The sequence below is a fragment of the Burkholderia territorii genome, assembly GCF_001718335.1.
Classification (GTDB): Bacteria; Pseudomonadota; Gammaproteobacteria; order Burkholderiales; family Burkholderiaceae; genus Burkholderia; species Burkholderia territorii.
The window spans coordinates 1663582-1680555 of sequence record NZ_CP013366.1; the positions used below are offsets into that span (position 1 = coordinate 1663582).

At 65.3% G+C, this 16974-nt stretch carries 21 protein-coding genes and 3 pseudogenes; 23 read left to right on the forward strand and 1 reads right to left on the reverse strand.

Annotated elements, in window-relative coordinates:
• Nucleotide 1: 1 nt before the first annotated feature.
• The 16 genes from WS51_RS18275 to WS51_RS18345 all read left to right on the forward strand — a co-directional run bounded on the left by WS51_RS18275 (nucleotide 2) and on the right by WS51_RS18345 (nucleotide 11583).
• Complete coding sequence (locus WS51_RS18275) at nucleotides 2–1303, forward strand: DUF2213 domain-containing protein (RefSeq protein ID WP_069229577.1); 1302 nt, start codon at nucleotides 2–4, stop codon at nucleotides 1301–1303.
• A 12-nt stretch (nucleotides 1304–1315) separates the two neighbouring features.
• A complete protein-coding gene (locus WS51_RS18280) occupies nucleotides 1316–1804 on the forward strand; it encodes a structural cement protein Gp24 (RefSeq protein WP_069229578.1) in 489 nt (162 codons plus the stop codon).
• Nucleotides 1805–1814: 10 nt separating this feature from the next.
• The gene (locus WS51_RS18285; RefSeq protein ID WP_069229579.1) at nucleotides 1815–2852 is read left to right on the forward strand and encodes a DUF2184 domain-containing protein; all 1038 of its coding nucleotides are present in this window, start codon (nucleotides 1815–1817) and stop codon (nucleotides 2850–2852) included.
• Nucleotide 2853: 1 nt separating this feature from the next.
• The gene (locus tag WS51_RS18290) at nucleotides 2854–3126 is read left to right on the forward strand and encodes an STY1053 family phage-associated protein (protein WP_069229580.1); all 273 of its coding nucleotides are present in this window, start codon (nucleotides 2854–2856) and stop codon (nucleotides 3124–3126) included.
• An 8-nt stretch (nucleotides 3127–3134) separates the two neighbouring features.
• Nucleotides 3135–3518: a DUF4054 domain-containing protein gene (locus WS51_RS18295; RefSeq protein ID WP_069229581.1), complete on the forward strand. Its 384-nt coding sequence runs from the start codon at nucleotides 3135–3137 to the stop codon at nucleotides 3516–3518.
• 27 nt (nucleotides 3519–3545) lie between these two features.
• A complete protein-coding gene (locus tag WS51_RS18300) occupies nucleotides 3546–4028 on the forward strand; it encodes a hypothetical protein (protein WP_069229582.1) in 483 nt (160 codons plus the stop codon).
• A gap of 58 nt (nucleotides 4029–4086) precedes the next feature.
• Nucleotides 4087–4458, forward strand: a complete 372-nt coding sequence (locus WS51_RS18305) for a hypothetical protein (protein ID WP_069229583.1) — start codon at nucleotides 4087–4089, stop codon at nucleotides 4456–4458.
• A gap of 4 nt (nucleotides 4459–4462) precedes the next feature.
• Nucleotides 4463–5053: a phage neck terminator protein gene (locus WS51_RS18310; protein WP_069229584.1), complete on the forward strand. Its 591-nt coding sequence runs from the start codon at nucleotides 4463–4465 to the stop codon at nucleotides 5051–5053.
• Nucleotides 5054–5062: 9 nt separating this feature from the next.
• The gene (locus WS51_RS18315) at nucleotides 5063–6538 is read left to right on the forward strand and encodes a DUF3383 domain-containing protein (protein ID WP_069229585.1); all 1476 of its coding nucleotides are present in this window, start codon (nucleotides 5063–5065) and stop codon (nucleotides 6536–6538) included.
• 15 nt (nucleotides 6539–6553) lie between these two features.
• Entirely contained in the window at nucleotides 6554–6994 is a 441-nt protein-coding gene (locus WS51_RS18320) for a phage structural protein (RefSeq protein WP_069225602.1), read from the forward strand.
• A gap of 2 nt (nucleotides 6995–6996) precedes the next feature.
• On the forward strand, nucleotides 6997–7548 hold the full coding sequence (locus WS51_RS18325) for a phage tail assembly chaperone (RefSeq protein WP_069229586.1): 552 nt from the start codon (nucleotides 6997–6999) through the stop codon (nucleotides 7546–7548).
• 116 nt (nucleotides 7549–7664) lie between these two features.
• The gene (locus WS51_RS33185; protein WP_418219701.1) at nucleotides 7665–7739 is read left to right on the forward strand and encodes a hypothetical protein; all 75 of its coding nucleotides are present in this window, start codon (nucleotides 7665–7667) and stop codon (nucleotides 7737–7739) included.
• Nucleotides 7732–9729: a lysozyme family protein gene (locus WS51_RS18330; protein WP_069229587.1), complete on the forward strand. Its 1998-nt coding sequence runs from the start codon at nucleotides 7732–7734 to the stop codon at nucleotides 9727–9729. The genes WS51_RS33185 and WS51_RS18330 overlap by 8 nt, the downstream gene beginning before the upstream one ends.
• 14 nt (nucleotides 9730–9743) lie before the next feature.
• On the forward strand, nucleotides 9744–10301 hold the full coding sequence (locus tag WS51_RS18335) for a phage baseplate protein (RefSeq protein ID WP_335645612.1): 558 nt from the start codon (nucleotides 9744–9746) through the stop codon (nucleotides 10299–10301).
• Nucleotides 10301–10618, forward strand: a complete 318-nt coding sequence (locus WS51_RS18340) for a phage baseplate plug family protein (RefSeq protein WP_069229588.1) — start codon at nucleotides 10301–10303, stop codon at nucleotides 10616–10618. Before WS51_RS18335 ends, WS51_RS18340 begins: the two co-directional genes overlap by 1 nt.
• Nucleotides 10615–11583, forward strand: a complete 969-nt coding sequence (locus WS51_RS18345) for a phage protein (protein ID WP_069229589.1) — start codon at nucleotides 10615–10617, stop codon at nucleotides 11581–11583. Before WS51_RS18340 ends, WS51_RS18345 begins: the two co-directional genes overlap by 4 nt.
• On the opposite strand, the gene WS51_RS18350 is transcribed toward WS51_RS18345, so the two are convergent.
• Entirely contained in the window at nucleotides 11580–11951 is a 372-nt protein-coding gene (locus WS51_RS18350) for a hypothetical protein (RefSeq protein WP_236872396.1), read from the reverse strand. The genes WS51_RS18345 and WS51_RS18350 overlap by 4 nt on opposite strands.
• 9 nt (nucleotides 11952–11960) lie before the next feature.
• Here WS51_RS18350 and WS51_RS18355 point away from each other — a divergent pair, with 9 nt between their 5' ends.
• From WS51_RS18355 to WS51_RS18375, 7 genes and pseudogenes are all read left to right on the forward strand, one after another.
• Nucleotides 11961–12704 carry a Gp138 family membrane-puncturing spike protein gene (locus tag WS51_RS18355; RefSeq protein ID WP_069229591.1) on the forward strand — a complete coding sequence of 248 codons (744 nt, stop codon included), beginning with the start codon at nucleotides 11961–11963 and terminating at the stop codon, nucleotides 12702–12704.
• Nucleotides 12705–12712: 8 nt separating this feature from the next.
• Entirely contained in the window at nucleotides 12713–13066 is a 354-nt protein-coding gene (locus WS51_RS18360; protein WP_069225609.1) for a contractile injection system sheath initiator, read from the forward strand.
• Nucleotides 13063–14244 (forward strand): baseplate J/gp47 family protein, encoded by a 1182-nt coding sequence (locus tag WS51_RS18365; protein ID WP_069229592.1) that lies wholly within the window; start codon nucleotides 13063–13065, stop codon nucleotides 14242–14244. Before WS51_RS18360 ends, WS51_RS18365 begins: the two co-directional genes overlap by 4 nt.
• A pseudogene (locus tag WS51_RS32880) lies at nucleotides 14244–14693 on the forward strand (DUF2612 domain-containing protein); the annotation flags it as partial. The gene WS51_RS18365 and the pseudogene WS51_RS32880, both read left to right, overlap by 1 nt.
• A gap of 198 nt (nucleotides 14694–14891) precedes the next feature.
• Nucleotides 14892–15305, forward strand: a pseudogene (locus WS51_RS33190) (phage head spike fiber domain-containing protein); the annotation flags it as partial.
• 162 nt (nucleotides 15306–15467) lie between these two features.
• Nucleotides 15468–15707: pseudogene (locus tag WS51_RS32885) on the forward strand (baseplate wedge 1 family protein); the annotation flags it as partial.
• 65 nt (nucleotides 15708–15772) lie between these two features.
• Nucleotides 15773–16774, forward strand: a complete 1002-nt coding sequence (locus WS51_RS18375) for a hypothetical protein (RefSeq protein ID WP_069230007.1) — start codon at nucleotides 15773–15775, stop codon at nucleotides 16772–16774.
• Nucleotides 16775–16974: the final 200 nt, after the last annotated feature.

Consider the following 16974-nt stretch of genomic DNA (forward strand, 5'->3'; position numbering starts at 1 on the left):
CATGCGCTTCTACACGATCCAGAAGCTCGGGCCGAAGCGTTCGCTCACGCCCGAGGGCTTCCTGCTGTGCGAGGACGTACCCGTCGCGCGCACCGGCGAGATGCTGTACGCGGCCGGCGAGGTGCCGATCGAGGCCGGCCCGGACGGGTTGATTCGCATCAGCCGCACGCCGGAGGAAGTGTTCCGCGACGCGACGATGGCGAGCTGCCAGGGCAAGGACGTCACGCTCGACCATCCCGACGACTTCGTCGCCCCGGCGAACTACGCGACGCTCACGCGCGGCGTGATGCTCAACCCGCGTCGTGGGAGCGGCATCGAGGACGACCTGCTGCTCGCGGACATCCTCATCAAGGATCCGTCCGCCATCACCGCGGTGCAGGAAGAAGAAATCGAAGAGGTCAGCCTCGGCTACGAGGCGGACTACGAACAGGTATCACCCGGCCGCGGGGTACAGCGGAACATCGTTGTCAACCACGTAGCCATCGTCCCTCGCGGCCGCTGCGGCCCGCGCTGCGCGATCGGCGATAAGGAACCCGAGATGAAGACGAAAGACAGCAAGCCCCAGCGCCGGCCGGCGTGGCTCGATCGCCTGATGAAGTCCATGAAGGCCAAGGACGAAGCCGGCGTCGAGGAAGCGCTCAAGGAAGGGCAGGAAGCCATGGACGAAGAGTCCGAGGAAGAGCGCGAGCGGCGAGAAGCCGGCGAGCGCGAAGGGCGCACCGGCGACACGGCAGCGATCTTGCAGACGCTGCGCTCGCTCGACCGCCGCATGGCGCGCATCGAAGCGCGCGACGCCGAGCGCGAACGCGAAACCGAGGACGACGACGAGGAGGACGACGAAACGGACGAGACGACCGACACGGTCATCGAGGCCGAGCCGTCGCGCCGCGTCAGCGAGGAAGGCGTCGAGCTGTACACCGGCGACTCCGCGCGCCTCATCGCCGCGCGCGCCGAGATCCTCGCGCCCGGCGTGAAGCTGCCGACGCTCGACGGCCTGAAGACGAAGGACCGTGCGGCCGCGCTCTGCAAGTGCCAGCGCCGCGCGCTCGACCAGGCGTACGAAACCGACGCCGGCCGCGCCGCGATCGCGCCGTTCCTCGGCCGCCGCGCGCCGGACTTCGACACCATGCCCGCGCCGGTGGTCGACGCAATCTTCACCGGCGCCGCCGAGCTGATGCGCGCGAAGAACAACGCCGGCTCTTCGAGCGGCAAGGTCAGCACGCGCGATTTCGGCAAGGTGAAAACCATCGCCGACATCAACGAACAGAACCGCAAGTTCTGGGCGGGCCAGTCCAACCAGTAAGGAGAATGCCTCATGGGCAACGCAATTCTGTATCGCATGCCGTCGGGCATTCCCGGCGACGTGACCCGGCCGTCGCAGTCGACGATCGAGCCGGTTCCCCTCGATCCGACCGCGCCGTTCCCGGCGTACGGCCTGTTCGGGAAGATCGCGAACGGCAAGTTCGTGCCGATCGGCGCCGGCGACGTCGCCACGGCGGTCTACGGTCTGCTGGTTCGTGCGTACCCCACGCAGAGCTCGCAGGATCCGCTCGGCACGTCGACGCCGCCGACGAAAGGCATCGCGGACGTGCTGCGCCGCGGCTACCAGACGGTGAAGCTGAACGCCGGTGTCGCAGCGCTCGACGGTCAGGTGTACGTGCGCGTCGCTGCGGCGGCGGCCGGCAAGCCGATCGGCGGCATCGAGGCGGCGGCCGACGGCACGAACACGATCGCCATCACCGGCGCGGCGTTCATGGCCGGCGCTGACGCCGACGGCAACGTCGAAATCGCCTACAACATCTAAGGGAGCCGACATGACGACTCACAACAAGTCGCTGCTCGCCCGCGCGGCGGGCATCGCAATCGCCGGCGCCCCGGCGATCATCCGCGCGCGTACGCGCGACAGCATGATGACGTTCGACGCGCGCACGATCGACAGCGCCGGCGCGTTCCTGGTCGGCGAGCTGGAACGCCTCGACCAGACGCTGCACATGCCGCTCGCGTCCGTCACGTGGTCGCGTGACATCGACCTCCGCGAGGACGTGTCGATCGCCGACGAAGTGTCCTCGTTCACGAACTCGGCGTTCGCCGCTGCCGGCGGCGCGTCGCCCGCGGGCAAGTCGTGGGTTGGCAAAGACACGAACGCGATCGCAAGCCTCGGTCTGGATATCGGCAAGACGCCCAACCCGCTGACGCTGTGGGGCATGCAGATCGGCTGGACGATCCCGGAACTCGAATCCGCGCAGAGGCTCGGCCGCCCGGTCGACCAGCAGAAGTTCGAGGGCATGCAGCTGAAGCACAACATGGACGTCGACGAGCAGGTCTACATCGGCGACACCGTGATCGGCGTGACGGGCCTCGTGAACAGCACGGCGGTCGAGAACGTTTCGAACGCACAAACCGGCAACTGGGCGACGGCGACGCCGGACCAGATGCTCGACGACGTGAATGAGATGCTCAACAGCGCTTGGGCGGCGTCCGGCTACGCAGTATGCCCGGGTCGCGCGCTCCTCGATCCGTTGAACTTCTCCCGGGTCGTATCGCGCAAGGTCAGCGACGCCGGCAACATCAGCGTGTTGCGCTATCTGCAGGAAAACAGCCTGTCGAACCAGCTCAACGGCCGGCCGCTCGAGATCTACCCGTCGAAGTGGCTCACCGGCCGCGGTGCTGCGGGCAAGAACCGGATGGTCGCGTACACGAAGGACAAGGGCCGTGTGCGCTTCCCGCTGGTGCCGCTGCAGCGCACGCCGCTCGAGTACCGCGACCTGCGCCAGCTGGTGACGTATTTCGGCCGCCTCGGCGTGGTCGAAGTCGTCTATCCGGAAACGATCGCCTACCGGGACGGGGTGTAACATGCAGCTCATCAACGTGCTGAAGGCATTCACCGTGCGGCTCGTCCACGAGGGCGAGTCGATCGAGCGCCGCATCGTCGCTGGTGTGCAAGAGGTCGAGGATTACATCGCCGACCACTGGTACACGCAGGCGCACACCGGCCCGCTGCCGGACGGCGTCGCGGCCGCGCCGGCGAAGGCGGCCGACGCGGATCCGCCGCAGGCCGACCCTGCGAAGGATGCCGTGCCCGACGCGGCGCCGGCAAAGACGGCTGCCAAGGCCGGCAACAAGTAAGGTGACCCGTGGACGTTTCCCAGTTCAGACAGTCGTTCCCTGAGTTTGACGACACGACGACGTACTCCGACTCGCTCATCCAGTTCTGGGTGACCGTCGCGGTGTCGCTCGTCAACGCGGAGCGATGGGGCGATCTGACTGAGCTGGGTATCGCACTCGTCACCGCGCATCACCTCGCGCTCGCCGTGAAAGACCAGAAGATGGCCGCCGTCGGTGGCGTGCCCGGCCAGGTGTCCGGGCCGCAGTCGTCGAAGGCCGTCGACAAGGTGAGCGCGAGCTACGACACCGCGGCCGTCGCCATCAAGGACGGCGGCTTCTGGAACGCCACGATGTACGGCGTCCGCTATCTCAGCCTCGCAATGATGATGGGCGCGGGCGGCATGCAGCTGTAACGCCGCCGCTGTCCATCGGGAGACCCCATGGACGGCATGAAAATCGATCGCCTCGACGAGGTGCTGAAGTCGATCAGCGGACTCGTGCAGAAGGAAGTGCTGGTCGGCGTGCCCGACAGCACTGCCGGCCGCAAGGACGAAGGCGAGCCGCTCAGCAACGCCGAGATCGGCTACATCCTCGAGAACGGTTCGCCGGCCAACAACATCCCGGCCCGCCCGCACCTGGTGCCGGGCGTGCAGGACGCGCGGCCGAAGTTCGAGCCGCACCTGCAGAAGGGCGTTGAAGCGGCGCTCGACGGCGACCTCGAGAAGGTCGACCGCAGCCTCAATCACGCTGGTCACGTTGCGGTGAACTCCGTGCGCGCGAAGATCAACAGCAACATTGCTCCCAAACTCGCCGACTCGACGCTGGCCGCGCGCCGGCGCCGCGGCGTCACGCGGGAGAACACGCTGGTCGACACCGGCCAGTATCGGAACGCGACGACGTACGTCGTGCGCCGCAAGAAGTAGTTTTCAGTCCCCATGACCCGAGGGCCGCCATGTGCGGCCTTTTTCATTGGAGCTCCGCATGGCGTTCCTCGACGTCACCGACGTCCTGCTCGATCCCGACTTCATGGACACAGGACTGCTCTGCAACCGCATGACGCAGACGGTGGACGCTCACGGCCGGGCGCAGAACGCAGTCGCATCGACGCCGTTCTCGGCCGTCGTGACCAGCGACAAGGGCGACATCCTGCACCGCAACGCGGACGGGAGCCGAATCATCGGTTCGATCACGCTGCACACGATGTTCCGACTGATGGACGGCAGCGCCGGCCACGACGCCGACGAAGTCGTGTGGGCCGGCCGCACCTACACGGTGGTGAACGTGAACGACTACTCGCACTTTGGCCGCGGCTTCGTCTGCGCGACGTGCGACCTGAAACCTCTTTCAGGGTGACCCCATGAACGACAGCTCGACCGGCGGATACCTGGCGCCAGCCGTCGATGCGCCGCCGGCCGAGGACGATGCCCTCGACGATCTCGTCCATGACTTGATCGCGGGCGTCACGGCGCTGCCGCCTGATCTCGTGCGGCCGCGCTGGCAGCCGACTGTACCGAAGCAGCCCGAGCCGTCCGTGAACTGGTGTGCGTTCGGCCTGCAGGAGCAGGAGCCGGACGCCGGCCCCGCTATCCAGCACGACGGCACCGGCGACGGGCACGACACGTACGTCCGGCACCAGGACATCGATGTGATGTGCACGTTCTACGGGCCGCTCGCGAAGGGATATGCGCAGCGGCTCGCAGACGGTCTTGCGATCCCGCAGAACCGCGAGCAGCTCCAGTTGCTCGACATGGCGTTCGTCGGAGTCGGTGCGATTAGGGCGGCGCCGGACCTCGTCAACCAGCAATGGGTGCGGCGCTACGACATGACCGTGACGCTGCGCCGCAAGATCACCCGGACCTACGCGGTCCTCAACCTCAAATCGGCCACCGTGGCGACGACGACCGACTCGTCGACGCCGGTGGCCGGCGTTTCGAACATCCACTCGTAGGGGACCAGCATGTCCAACGGATTGCCGGTATCGCGTCTGATCAACGTGACGATCAACCTCGCCGCGCTGGCGGCGCAGGGCGCGAACATGAACACCGGGCTGATTCTTGGCCCGTCGGCCATCATCGACACCAACGAGCGCGCGCGCTCGTACGGTGGCATCGACGAGGTGACGGCCGATTTCGGCACGAACACGCCGGAGTACTACGCCGCAGCGCTGTACTTCAACCAGGTGCCGCAACCGCAGCAGCTCATGATCGGCCGCTGGGCGAAGACGGCAACCGCCGGTTCGCTGCGCGGTGGCGTGCTGTCGGCCGCGCAGCAGGACATTACGGTGTGGAAGGCGGTTACGACCGGCGCGTTCAGCATCACGATCGACGGCACTGCGAAATCGGTCACTGCGCTCGACTTCTCGGCACAGACGAACCTGAACGGCGTCGCGACGGTGATCAATGCGAAGCTGACCGGCGCCACGGTCGTGTGGAACGGCTCACAGTTCGTTGTGACGTCGAGTACCATCGGCACGAATTCGAAGGTCGGCTATGCGAGTGCGCCGGGCAGCGGCACCGACATTTCGGCGATGCTCGGTCTGACGAGCGGCCTTGCCGGCGTGCCGGCGGACGGCATTGCGCCCGAGCAACCGGTCGACGCCGCGGCGCTGTTTCTCGACCGCTTCGCGAATCAGTTCCTCGGCCTGGACTTCGCCGACGCGTCGATCACGGACGCGCAGCACATCGCAGTCGCGAACCTCATCGAGGCCGACCAGCGCCACATCTACGGCATCACGACGCAGAACCCGCAGGTGCTCGACTCGACGGTGTCGACCGACATCGCGAGCCAACTGAAGGCGCTGAAGCTGAAGTACACGATCCTGCAGTACTCGAGCTCGACGCCGTACGCGGTGTCGTCGCTGCTCGGCCGTCTGCTGACGGTGAACTTCGACGGCAACAACACGACGATTACGCTGATGTTCAAGCAGGAGCCGAGCGTCGCCGCCGAACAGCTGACCAGCACGCAGGCGAACACGCTTCAGGCGAAGAACTGCAACGTCTTCGTGAACTACAGCAACGACACGTCGATCATCCAGTACGGCGTGACGCCGAGCGGTATCTATGTCGATTCCGTCTACAACGCGATTTGGTTCCGCAATCGCATCGAAACGGACGTTTACAACCTGCTGTACCAGAGCCCCACGAAGATCCCGCAGACCGACGGCGGGAACGCGCAGATAGCTGCAACGATCGCGGCGGCCTGTGAGGCTGGCGTGAACAACGGGTATCTCGCGCCTGGCGTCTGGAATTCGGCGGGCTTCGGCGCGTTGAACCAGGGAGACACGCTGGCGAAGGGCTACTACGTGTACCAGCCGGCGATAGCGACGCAGTCGCAGGCCGACCGCGAGGCGCGGAAGTCCGTCGTATTCCAGGTCGCAGGTAAGGAAGCCGGTGCGATCCATGGTGCCGACATCCTCGTCAACATCAACCGCTAACAGGGGCATCCCAACATGGCGACTTACAGCTTTCAGGACGTCGCGGCGACGCTCGTGGGCCCGGGCGGCGCGTTCTCGCTTGGCTACGGTGAAGCGACCGCGGAAGAAGGCATCACGATCGCGCGCGCCGGCGACAAGAACACGATGACGATCGGATCGGACGGCGAAGGTATGCACAGCCTGCATGCCGATAAGTCCGGCCAGGTCACGTTGCGCTACCTCAAGACCGCGCCGATCAACGCGAAGCTGATGGCGCTGTACGACGCACAGTCGCTCGACAGTCGGCTGTGGGGCAAGAACCTGATCGAGGTTCGACAGACGGCCGCCGGCGACGTGACGACTGCGCGTAGCTGCGCGTTCAAGAAGGCGCCCGACCTGAAGTACGCGAAGGACGGTGACATCGTCGAATGGGTCTTCGACGCGATCAAGATCGATAACATCCTCGGGACGTACTGAGCATGACGACCGAAGTCAAATTGAACGGCGTGCGGTACGCGATCGGCAAGCTGAGCGCGATGCAGCAGTTCCACGTGTCGCGGCGTATCGCCCCAATCATCCCGCCGATGATCCCGGTGCTGATGAAGTTCTACGCGGAGCTCGAGCAGGCAGACGTTGCTCGCGAGCAGGCGCGCGCGAACGCCGCGCTCGCAGTGCTCGCCGAACGCAAGGCGCCGAGCGAGGCCGCGGACGCGCCGGCGGCCGACAAGTCGCGCGAGCTGCTGTCGATGGTCGACGCGATTGCGCCCGTGCTGCAACCGTTCGCTGACGCGCTGGCGGGCCTCAAAGACGAGGACGCGGAATATGTCTTCGGCACGTGCCTGTCCGTCGTCGAGCGCTGGCAGGGGGCCAGCTGGGCGAAGGTCTGGAACACCGCTCACAAGACGGCGATGTTCGACGACATCGGCATCGATGTGATGCTGCCGCTCGTCGTGCGCGTCGTGGTTGCGAATCTCGGCCCTTTTATCAGCGGGCTGCTTACCAGCCAAACGAGCAGCCCGGTGGCGACGTAGGCTGGATCCGCACGCTGCCCGGCGGCGAGGACTGGCTGCTCGCGCCCGTGCACGCGCAGATGTGTCGGTACGAGTCGCTGATCGACGGGACGCTCGGCCTTGCCGACGTTGCGTTGATGAACGATTCCCTTGCTGTCCGGGCAGACAACGACGCGGCGTTCCGCCGCAAGATGGAAAGAGAAAATGGCTGATTCGGTCGTCATCCGCGAGTTCCTGGTCGCGCTCGGGTTCAAGGTCGACGAGAAGGGCCTGAAGAACTTCAAGGAAGGCGTCGAAGGCACGACGAAGGGCGTCAAGCAGCTGATCGCGACGGTGTCCGGCGCCGCCCTCACGGTGAGCGCGGGCGTCGCGGCGTTCGCGTCGAAGCTCGAACGCCTGTATTTCGTGTCGCAACGCACCGGCGCTTCGGCGGCGAACCTGCGCGGCTTCGAATTCGCCGCGCGGAACATGGGCGTCTCGGCCGAGGCGGCCACCGGCACCATCGAGAACCTCGCGCGCTTCCTGCGCAATAATCCGGCGGGCGAGGGCTACCTCGCGACGCTCGGTGTGCAGACGCGCAACGCGAACGGCGAGCTGCGCGACACGGTCGACATCATGTCCGACCTCGGCAAGGCCATGGCAAGCAAGCCGACGTGGCTGTCGAGCCAGTACGGCAACATCCTCGGCATCGACGAGAACCTGATGCTCGCGATGCGCAACGGGGACTTCGAACGCCTGATGAAGCAGTACCGCGAGATGTCGCAGACGACGGGCCTCGACAAGGCCGCGGACGACTCGCACAAGTTCATGACGCAGCTGCGCGGGCTCGGCACGACGTTCGAGAATCTCGGTATTCGCGTCGAGGGTGCGATGCTGGGGAAGGTTGGTCCGAGCCTCGATCGGTTCCAGCACTGGATGGACGAGCACGGCGACGAGGTCGCGAACCGAATCGCGGACATCGCGAGCGTCGTTCTGAAGGTGGCAGAAGCGGTCGGGCCGCCACTAGGAAAGCTGGTCGACCTGTTCATCGAGCTCGACCACTCGACGAACGGTTGGTCGACGAAGATCCTCTTGCTCGGCGTCGCGCTGAAGGCGCTTGGGGTGTTCCGCATTGCGCGGGGCATCTGGAAGGCCGCTGCTGCGCTCCGCGTGATGGGGGCGGCAGGCACCGGCACGGCCAGCGTCATCTCCGGATTGATCGGCAATGTGGGCGGATTGATCACGCTGTTGGGACGTTTGTCTGCGATCGCCGGCGCTGCGTTCGCAGGCTGGAAGATCGGCGATGCGCTGCGCGACTCGGTCGATGGATGGATTTCGAAGGCTTCCGGTGGCCGATTCCGCTCGATCTGGGACGTGGTGACCGGGAAGGATCGGCGCGGCCTCGACGCGACGGGCGGTTACACACAGGCTGAGATCGACAGCGTGAAGGACGGCGGCGGCGCGAAGCTGACGCTGCCGCGCGGTGCTGCCGCTGCGCCGGCGACCGCAGTTCCCGCCGCGCCTGTTGGTCTGGCTGGCGCGATGTCGCGCCTCGCTGACACGGCGTTCGGTCAGCTGATCGCGCGCGGCGAGGGCGACTACAACAGCGTCAACCGCGGCGCGCGCGGCGGCTACCGCGCCGGCACGGAGAACCTCGAAGGCATGACGCTCGGGCAGGTCATGGCGGCGCAGCGGGCCGGCCAATTCAATGCGGCCGGCCGCTACCAGATCATCGGCAGCACGCTCGCCGAGGCGGCGCGGTCGCTGAAGCTCAACGGCGATGAGATGTTCGACCGGAAGCTCCAGGACCGCATCTTTGAGCAGTACCTCGTGCGCAACAAGCGGCGTGCGATTGCCGACTACGTCGAAGGGCGTAGCGACGATTTGCGCGGCGCGCTGCGCGCGGCGTCGCGCGAGTGGGCGAGCGTCGCAGACCCCGACACCGGCCGCAGCTACTACGCCGGCAAGGGCAACAACCGTGCGAGCATCACGGCGGCTGAGATGGAAGCCGCGCTGCGCAACACGCGCGCGACGTACCAGCCAGCGGCCGCACTGACGGCGCAGTCGACGGCACGCGGCGCAGCGAAGGTAGAGCTGCACCAGTCGACGCAGATCCACGTGAGCGGCTCCGGCGATGCCGCCGCGGCCGGTCGCGCGGTGGAGCGCGAGCAGCGCGCGGTGAACGCCGACATGGTGCGCAATCTACAGGGGGTGATAGCGTGATCCTCGACATGATCATGATCTCGCCGAAGAAGATCGGCAGCATCACGGTGCAGGTCGCGATCGAAGAGGTCTACAACGACGAGCTGACGATCACGGAGCATCCGGTCGAGCAAGGGGCGCAGATCACCGATCACGCGTTCAAGCGCCAGCCGGATCTATCGATGCGGTGCGGCTGGAGCAACGCTGACTACGAAGCGCTGCTCGGCGCGGCGGAGGCGACGTTCGACGGCGGCGGCTTGCCGTCGGCGCAGTACGTCAACGCGATCTACTCGCAGCTGCTGGCGCTGCAGCAGGCGCGCACGCCGTTCGACGTCACGACGAGCCGCCGCACCTACCAGAACATGCTTCTGCAGGGCCTGCGGCTCACGGTGGATGCGAAAACGTCGAGCGCGCTGATCCTGACGGCGACGCTCAAACAGATCCGCATCGTGTCGACGCAGGTGACGAAGCTGCCGCCGCGCGAGAACCAGGCCGACCCCGCGTCGACTGCCGAGACTGGCAACGGCGGCACGAAGGCCGCGACGCCGGCGACGCCGGCGCCAGGCGGCGCAGTGGCGCCAGGGAGTATGTGATGCCGAGCTTCTTCGAGATCCCGTTTTCGCCGCGGCCCGAACGTTTCACCGTGACGCTGAGCGGGACCGACTATCGCCTGACGGTCCAGTACCGCAAGGCCGGCGGCGCGGGATGGGTGCTGGACATCGCGGACGCGTCGGACAACCCGCTGGTGTCCGGCATCCCGCTGGTGACCGGCATCGACCTGCTGGGTCAGTACAAGCACCTGGGCTTTGAGGGGCGGCTGTGGGTGCAGGGCGCCGCTGATCCGGACGACGTTCCGACGTACGAGGATCTCGGCATCGGATCGCACGTTTTCTGGGTGACCGACCAATGAGCGTTGAGCAGTTCGGCCGCAAGGTATCGCTGATCATCGGCTTCGACAGCGGCGAAGCGCTGGACTTGTCCGAGCTGCGGATCGTGTTCCGCGTGCAGCGCGGCGATCTGCAGACGCCGAACCAAGCGCGGATCCGCGTCTACAACGTCTCCGCGACGACGGCACGGCGCGCGCAGAAGGAGTTCACGCGCGTCGTGCTGCAGGCCGGCTACGAGGGCAACTACGGGATCGTCTTCGACGGTCAGATCAAGCAGGTGCGCCGCGGTCGCGAGAGTCAGACCGATACGTTCCTCGACATCACGGCGGCGGACGGCGACTCGGCGTACAACTTCGCGGTGGTGAATACGACGCTCGCGGCCGGCTCGACGCCAGCCGACCACGTAGCGGCCGCCTGCACCGCGATGAACCCGTACGGCGTACAGCAGGGATATTTACCCGAACTGCCGTCGAACTCGTTGCCTCGGGGCAAGGTGATGTTCGGCATGGCGCGGGACTTTATGCGATGGACCGCACGGACCACGCAGACGGTCTGGAGCATCCAGGACGGCAAGGTCGTGATGGTGCCGGAGACGGCGTACATGCCAGGCGACATCCCGAAGATCACGTCGGAGACGGGCATGGTCGGGCTGCCGCAGCAGACGGCGAACGGCATCGAGGTGAAGATGCTGCTGAACCCGAGCGTGAAGATCGGCCGGCTGATCTGGCTCGACAACGCGAGCATCCAGCAGTACGAGTACAGCCTGAACGTCGGCCAGCAGGCCGAGAACGAGCGTATCGAGATGCAGGCGAAGCTGCAGGATGACGGCTTCTACTACGTGATGCTCGCGGAGAAAAGCGGCGATACGCGGGGCGAAGAGTGGTACACGAGCGTGACCTGCCTCGCGGCAGACGTCACCGTGCTGCCCGACTCGTTCAGGGACAAGGCAACTGTTCCGCCGGACGGCGTCATCAAACGGTTCGGCTAGCGGCCGTACGTCGGGAGCGCCTTGATGGTCATCCTCGCCCAGTTCACGTAGCTACTCACGTCGGCTCGCGCCAGCGTGTTGAGGGGGACCGACTTCGTCGGCATCTTCGGCACGACGATCACCGCGTCGCCGTCGATCGTCTCGCCCCAGCAGCCGATGTCCCACACGCCACGGTAGGACTCGTAGCGTCGCATGTTGTTCGCGTTCGCGAGCGGCAGGTCGCACTTCTGTGTGGTGTAGAGGATCGTTGGGACCTGGTTGTCGACGGTCGCGCCGACCTTCATGCCGGCGAACGGGTAGACGTATGCGTCGTCAGCGACGGCGGCGAGCGGTGTGAGCAGTGCGGCGGTCAACAGCAGTTTTTTCATTTTCATCTCATGGATCGACGTGAAAGGGTAGGCGACCCGGAGATCGCCCTGCGTGAAGCGTTCGACGGCGTGCGCGCGGGCATCTGGACAGCGCTGCCCGGCATCATTCAGTCGTTCGATGCCGCAGCGCTGACATGCAGCGTGCAGCCCGCCATCAAGGCGCAGGTGCGCGGCATCGACGGCACGATCCAGAGCGTCGCGCTGCCGATGCTGGTCGACTGCCCGGTTCAGTTCCCGGCTGGCGGAAATTGTACGTTGACGTTTCCGGTCAAGCAGGGCGACGAGTGCCTCGTCGTGTTCGCGTCGCGCTGCATCGACGCCTGGTGGCAGTCGGGCGGCGTGCAGGAGCAAGCCGAGCTGCGCATGCACGACCTGTCGGACGGGTTCGCGGTGCTGGGCTTTCGATCGCGGCCGCGCGCGCTCTCCGGCGTCAGCGGTGCCTCGACGCAGCTGCGCAGCGACGACGGCGCGACGTACATCGACCTGAACCCGACGCTGCAGAAGGTCAAGATCGTCGCGCCGGGCGGCTTCGACGTGGTCGCGCCACTGTCGACGTTCTCGGCGGCCGTGACGATCACGGGCCTGCTGACGTTCGTCGGCGGTATGGTCGGCAGCGCGGCGAGCGGTGCCGCGGCCGTGTTCAACGGCATCCTCAATGTGATCGGCCAGATCACGGCGAACGGAAAGCGCGTCGATGACACGCATACCCATCGCGAGAACGGCGCGGGCAGCAATACGAGCCCGCCTAACTGAAGACTCCCATGCGATACCGAAAACTCGACGCTGACGGTGATTACGTCTTCGGCGGGGGCGCGGCCGACTTTCTCGTGAACACGCCGGAGACGGTCGCCCAGGCCGTGCTGACGCGCCTGCGCCTGCTGCGCGGCGAATGGTTCCTCGACACGACGGCTGGCATGCCGTGGGCGACTGACGTGCTCGGGAAGTACACGAGCGGGAAGTACGACGCTGCGATCCGCACGTGCATTCTCGGCACGCAGGGCGTGACCGAGCTGACGAGCTACTCGAGCACGGCCGATCCCGAGACGCGCGTGCTGTCCGTCACCGCTACGATCAACACCATCTACGGCTCCACCACGGTACAGGCGACATTGTGACTCTCACGACCATCGCACCCACTATCGACGCGAACGGCATCACCGCGCCGACGTACGCTGATGTGCTTGCATATCTGCAGGACCAGTACCGATCGATCTACGGCGCCGACACATACCTCGAGCCGGACAGTCAGGATGGCCAGCTGCTCGGGGTGTTCGCGAAGGCGATCAGCGACGTGAACTCGGTCGCGATCGCGATCTACCGGTCGTTCAGCCCGGCGACGGCGCAGGACGATGCGCTGTCGAGCAACGTCAAGATCAACGGCATCGCGCGGAAGGTCGCGTCGTACTCGAGCGCCGATCTGGTTCTCGTCGGCCAGGCCGGCGCGACGATCACGAACGGCGCGGCGAAGGACGCCAACGGTGTGCAATGGATGCTGCCGGCCACCGTGACGATTCCGCCGAGCGGCACGATCACCGTCACCGCGACATGCGCGACGATTGGCGACGTGTCCGCTCGGGCGGGCACGATCAACCAGATCGCGACGCCGGCGCTTGGCTGGCAGTCGGTGACGAACCCGGCGGACGCCGCCGAGGGCGCGCCCGTCGAGAAAGACGCGGCGCTGCGTCTGCGGCAGACCGTGTCGACCGCGTTGCCGTCTCTCACGGTGCTCGACGGCATCATCGGCGCGGTGGCGAACGTTCCGGGTGTCACGCGGTACGTGGCTTATGAGAACGACACCAGCGCGACTGACGCGAACGGCATCCCGTCGCACTCGATCTCGCTCGTGGTCGAGGGCGGTGACGCGACGGCGATCGCGAATGCGATTGCGGCGAAGAAGACGCCGGGCGCCGGGACGTATGGCACGACCGCTGTCGTGGTTGCGGACATCTACGGCCGCCCGATTACGATCCGGTTCTTCCGGCCGGTGGCCGCGCCGACCGGCGCCACAGTCACGATCAAGGCGCTCACCGGATACACGAGCCAGACGGGCCAGCAGATCCAGCAGGCTGTGTCGGACTACATCAACGGCGTGCAGATCGGCGGCGGGATCTCCGGCAGCGTCGAATGGGGCGACGCGTTGACTGCGGCGAACAGCGTCGGCGGCGGCGTGACGTTCAAGCTGTCCGGGCTCACGCTGACCGGGCCGCGCGGCGCCGGCGCACCCGACGTGGCGCTGCTGTTCAACGAGGCGGCGTCGTGCACGCCGGCGAACGTCACTCTGGTGGTGAACTGATGACCGCGTCTCTTTCCGACTACGCCGCGCTGATCACTTCGGAGCATCGCAACCAGCCGCGGTTCTCGGCAGTGCTCGGCGCGCTCGTGCAGCCTCTCGTCGATCAGATGAACGTGTTGGAGAGCATGCCGGGCAAGTTCGACCTCGATGACGCGGTCGGTGTGCAACTCGATGATGTCGGCCTCTGGGTTGGAGTGTCGCGGAAGATCCGCACGCCGCTGACCGGGATCTACTTCTCGTTCGACGTCGCTGGCCTTGGCTTTGATCAGGGCATCTGGAAGGGACCGTTCGATCCCGATACGGGCCTCACGGTGCTCGACGACGACACGTACCGGCTGGTCATCCGCGCGAAGATCGGGGCGAACCACTGGGACGGGACGCTCGAATCGAGCGCGGCGATCCTCAACAGCATCTTCGGGAACCCGGGTAACGACCTCATTCAAGTGCACGCCAATGGCGAGGTGTTCGGGACAGGCGATGGCGCCACGAAGAACTTCCCAATGACGTATGGCGGTGCACAGGTTCGGCGCGTCGATAGCGCGACGCTGTTTCGCAACGACTGGCAGGGCAATCAGAAGCTCTATCCGACATCGCGGACGAACAAGTTCCTGCAATCGGGCAACCTACTGTCACCGTCGTGGGCCCAGCAGCGTGTCGCGTCGTTGACAACTGCAGTGGGGCCCGATGGTAGTTCGAATGCGGCCACGCTAACCGCAAACGCATTGGGCACCGCATACCTATACCAAGGGTTCAACGACCTGGTTGCCGGACAGCGCTACGAACTGTATGCAATCGCAAAGCCCGGTACGGGCAATTTGATTGCACTGACCAGCTTCACGCAGCCCGGCCAATGCATTTTCACATTGTCCGGAGCCGGTTCAGCGGGAGTGCCGACTGGCATTGCGTCAAACCCGAAGATTTTTCCTATCGGAGGTGGCTGGTACTGGTGCTCGATCGAGATCGTTCCGACATCGAGCGGATTCAATAACGTTTCGTCGACGAATGTCGTCACGGCGAATTCGTCGGTGACGTTTTTTGCGCCGCAACTGGGACCTCTGGCGGACGGCATGTCGTCACCCACCAGCTACATCCCCACGGCCGCCGCGCCGGCCACGGTGGCCGACTATGTACTCAGCTCAAGCGGCGTCGCACAACTGGCTGTCGCGCCATCGAGGGGCGCGAAGTTGTCGTGGACCGGGGACGGGGCAGTGTATCGGCAGGGCACGCGAGTTTTCATCGAAGATCACCAGGACATGTCGATGACGATCGGGATCGCCGGGAAGGTGCCGTCGGCAGTTTTCCTCGCACTTCTTGCCGGCGGCTATATCCCACTGAAGCCTGAGGGTGTGCGCGTCAACTACACGATTGTTTCGAGCGTCGACAACGAGCCGCTGTTCGGTTTCGACGTCAACAACCAGTACATCGCCGGCTTCGATACCGGGGCGTGGGGCGTACCAGCCTGAGCCCCCCCAACGCATTTATCGCCATGAGCCGCCTACGGGCGGCTTTTTTATTGCTCGGAGCACAGATGGCAAACAACAACTTCAAGGCATTTGCGGCCGGTGCCAACGCGAACGTGATGACGCAGGCCGACTATGAGGCCCTTGCGGCGCTGCTCACTGGCTTCGTCAGCGGTACTGCTCAGTCGGCGCAGCTCAACAAGGTGTGGCGCCAGAGTTCGATCATGGCGGCCGTCCTCGCACAGTTCATCGCCGATCTGACCGGGCAGGATGCGATCGACGACGGGACGACGGCTACGCTGCTCACAAATCTGAAGACTGCAGTCCAGGCGCAGTCAGCGGCAGTGGTGGGGCAGGCGCGAAACGTCGCGATGTCTATTGCAGCTGCATCGAGCACTGCAACCATCAGCGCCGATGAGCTCGTTGTCGGCACCGCGCTCGGCGGCCAGAAGTACCTGCTGAAACAATTCTCGAAGACGATCAACCTCTCGACGGTCGGCGCCGGCGGGATGGATACTGGCGCCGCGCCGGCGAGTGGCTACGTTGCGCTGTATGCGATTTATAACCCGCTCAGCGGCGCGAGTGCGCTGCTCGCGACCAACGCGACCAGCGTTGTCGCACCAGCAGTGTACGGGGGCGGCAATTTGCCGGCTGGCTATACGGCGAGTGCGCTGTTGAGCGTGTGGCCCACGGATTCGGGCGGACGTCTGATTGTTGGGTTCCAGCGCGATCGGAGCATCTCGATAACATCGTCAGCTGCTATTACGACGTCATCAAACGCACCGACCCAGACGTCGCTGAGCATTGCCGGTATCGTTCCTCTGAATGCGAAAAGCATATCCGGAGTGTTGCACGAGGCGTCGACTGCTGCTGCATCCTGCACAGCAACTATCACACCTGGGTTGGGCAGCATTGGCGGCCAGAATATCGCGGGTGCTTTGGCAGCGAGTCAGGTTTCAGAGTGCAATTATTCGATTCCCATCTTGACGCCGCAGTCGGTGTACTACACGACGAATGTGACCGCGGGGACGCCGACATTCATTATTTATATTTCAGGGTATACGATTTAGGAGGTTTTATGTTCGTCCAGTTTTCTGATGCGGCGGAGCAACAAATCGTGGCGGTATTCTCGTGTGAACAGGACGCAGACGCCTACCCGTACCAAGGACGAGTGGACGTCGCTGACGCGCGGTATTCGGCCTACTACAATTCGTTGTGTGAGGAGTCGCGCAGCGGACTGCCTGTTCCTGCTGCATCAGTCACACAATGA

What these genes read in the sequence shown, in the direction of transcription:
- WS51_RS18275 (WP_069229577.1), top strand. Translation starts at nt 2, where the DNA reads ATGCGCTTCTACACGATCCAGAAGCTCGGGCCGAAGCGTTCGCTCACG.
- WS51_RS18280 (WP_069229578.1), top strand. Translation starts at nt 1,316, where the DNA reads ATGGGCAACGCAATTCTGTATCGCATGCCGTCGGGCATTCCCGGCGAC.
- WS51_RS18285 (WP_069229579.1), top strand. Translation starts at nt 1,815, where the DNA reads ATGACGACTCACAACAAGTCGCTGCTCGCCCGCGCGGCGGGCATCGCA.
- WS51_RS18290 (WP_069229580.1), top strand. Translation starts at nt 2,854, where the DNA reads ATGCAGCTCATCAACGTGCTGAAGGCATTCACCGTGCGGCTCGTCCAC.
- WS51_RS18300 (WP_069229582.1), top strand. Translation starts at nt 3,546, where the DNA reads ATGGACGGCATGAAAATCGATCGCCTCGACGAGGTGCTGAAGTCGATC.
- WS51_RS18305 (WP_069229583.1), top strand. Translation starts at nt 4,087, where the DNA reads ATGGCGTTCCTCGACGTCACCGACGTCCTGCTCGATCCCGACTTCATG.
- WS51_RS18310 (WP_069229584.1), top strand. Translation starts at nt 4,463, where the DNA reads ATGAACGACAGCTCGACCGGCGGATACCTGGCGCCAGCCGTCGATGCG.
- WS51_RS18315 (WP_069229585.1), top strand. Translation starts at nt 5,063, where the DNA reads ATGTCCAACGGATTGCCGGTATCGCGTCTGATCAACGTGACGATCAAC.
- WS51_RS18320 (WP_069225602.1), top strand. Translation starts at nt 6,554, where the DNA reads ATGGCGACTTACAGCTTTCAGGACGTCGCGGCGACGCTCGTGGGCCCG.
- WS51_RS18325 (WP_069229586.1), top strand. Translation starts at nt 6,997, where the DNA reads ATGACGACCGAAGTCAAATTGAACGGCGTGCGGTACGCGATCGGCAAG.
- WS51_RS18330 (WP_069229587.1), top strand. Translation starts at nt 7,732, where the DNA reads ATGGCTGATTCGGTCGTCATCCGCGAGTTCCTGGTCGCGCTCGGGTTC.
- WS51_RS18335 (WP_335645612.1), top strand. Translation starts at nt 9,744, where the DNA reads ATGATCTCGCCGAAGAAGATCGGCAGCATCACGGTGCAGGTCGCGATC.
- WS51_RS18340 (WP_069229588.1), top strand. Translation starts at nt 10,301, where the DNA reads ATGCCGAGCTTCTTCGAGATCCCGTTTTCGCCGCGGCCCGAACGTTTC.
- WS51_RS18345 (WP_069229589.1), top strand. Translation starts at nt 10,615, where the DNA reads ATGAGCGTTGAGCAGTTCGGCCGCAAGGTATCGCTGATCATCGGCTTC.
- WS51_RS18350 (WP_236872396.1), bottom strand. Translation starts at nt 11,951, where the DNA reads ATGAAAAAACTGCTGTTGACCGCCGCACTGCTCACACCGCTCGCCGCC.
- WS51_RS18355 (WP_069229591.1), top strand. Translation starts at nt 11,961, where the DNA reads ATGGATCGACGTGAAAGGGTAGGCGACCCGGAGATCGCCCTGCGTGAA.
- WS51_RS18360 (WP_069225609.1), top strand. Translation starts at nt 12,713, where the DNA reads ATGCGATACCGAAAACTCGACGCTGACGGTGATTACGTCTTCGGCGGG.
- WS51_RS18375 (WP_069230007.1), top strand. Translation starts at nt 15,773, where the DNA reads ATGGCAAACAACAACTTCAAGGCATTTGCGGCCGGTGCCAACGCGAAC.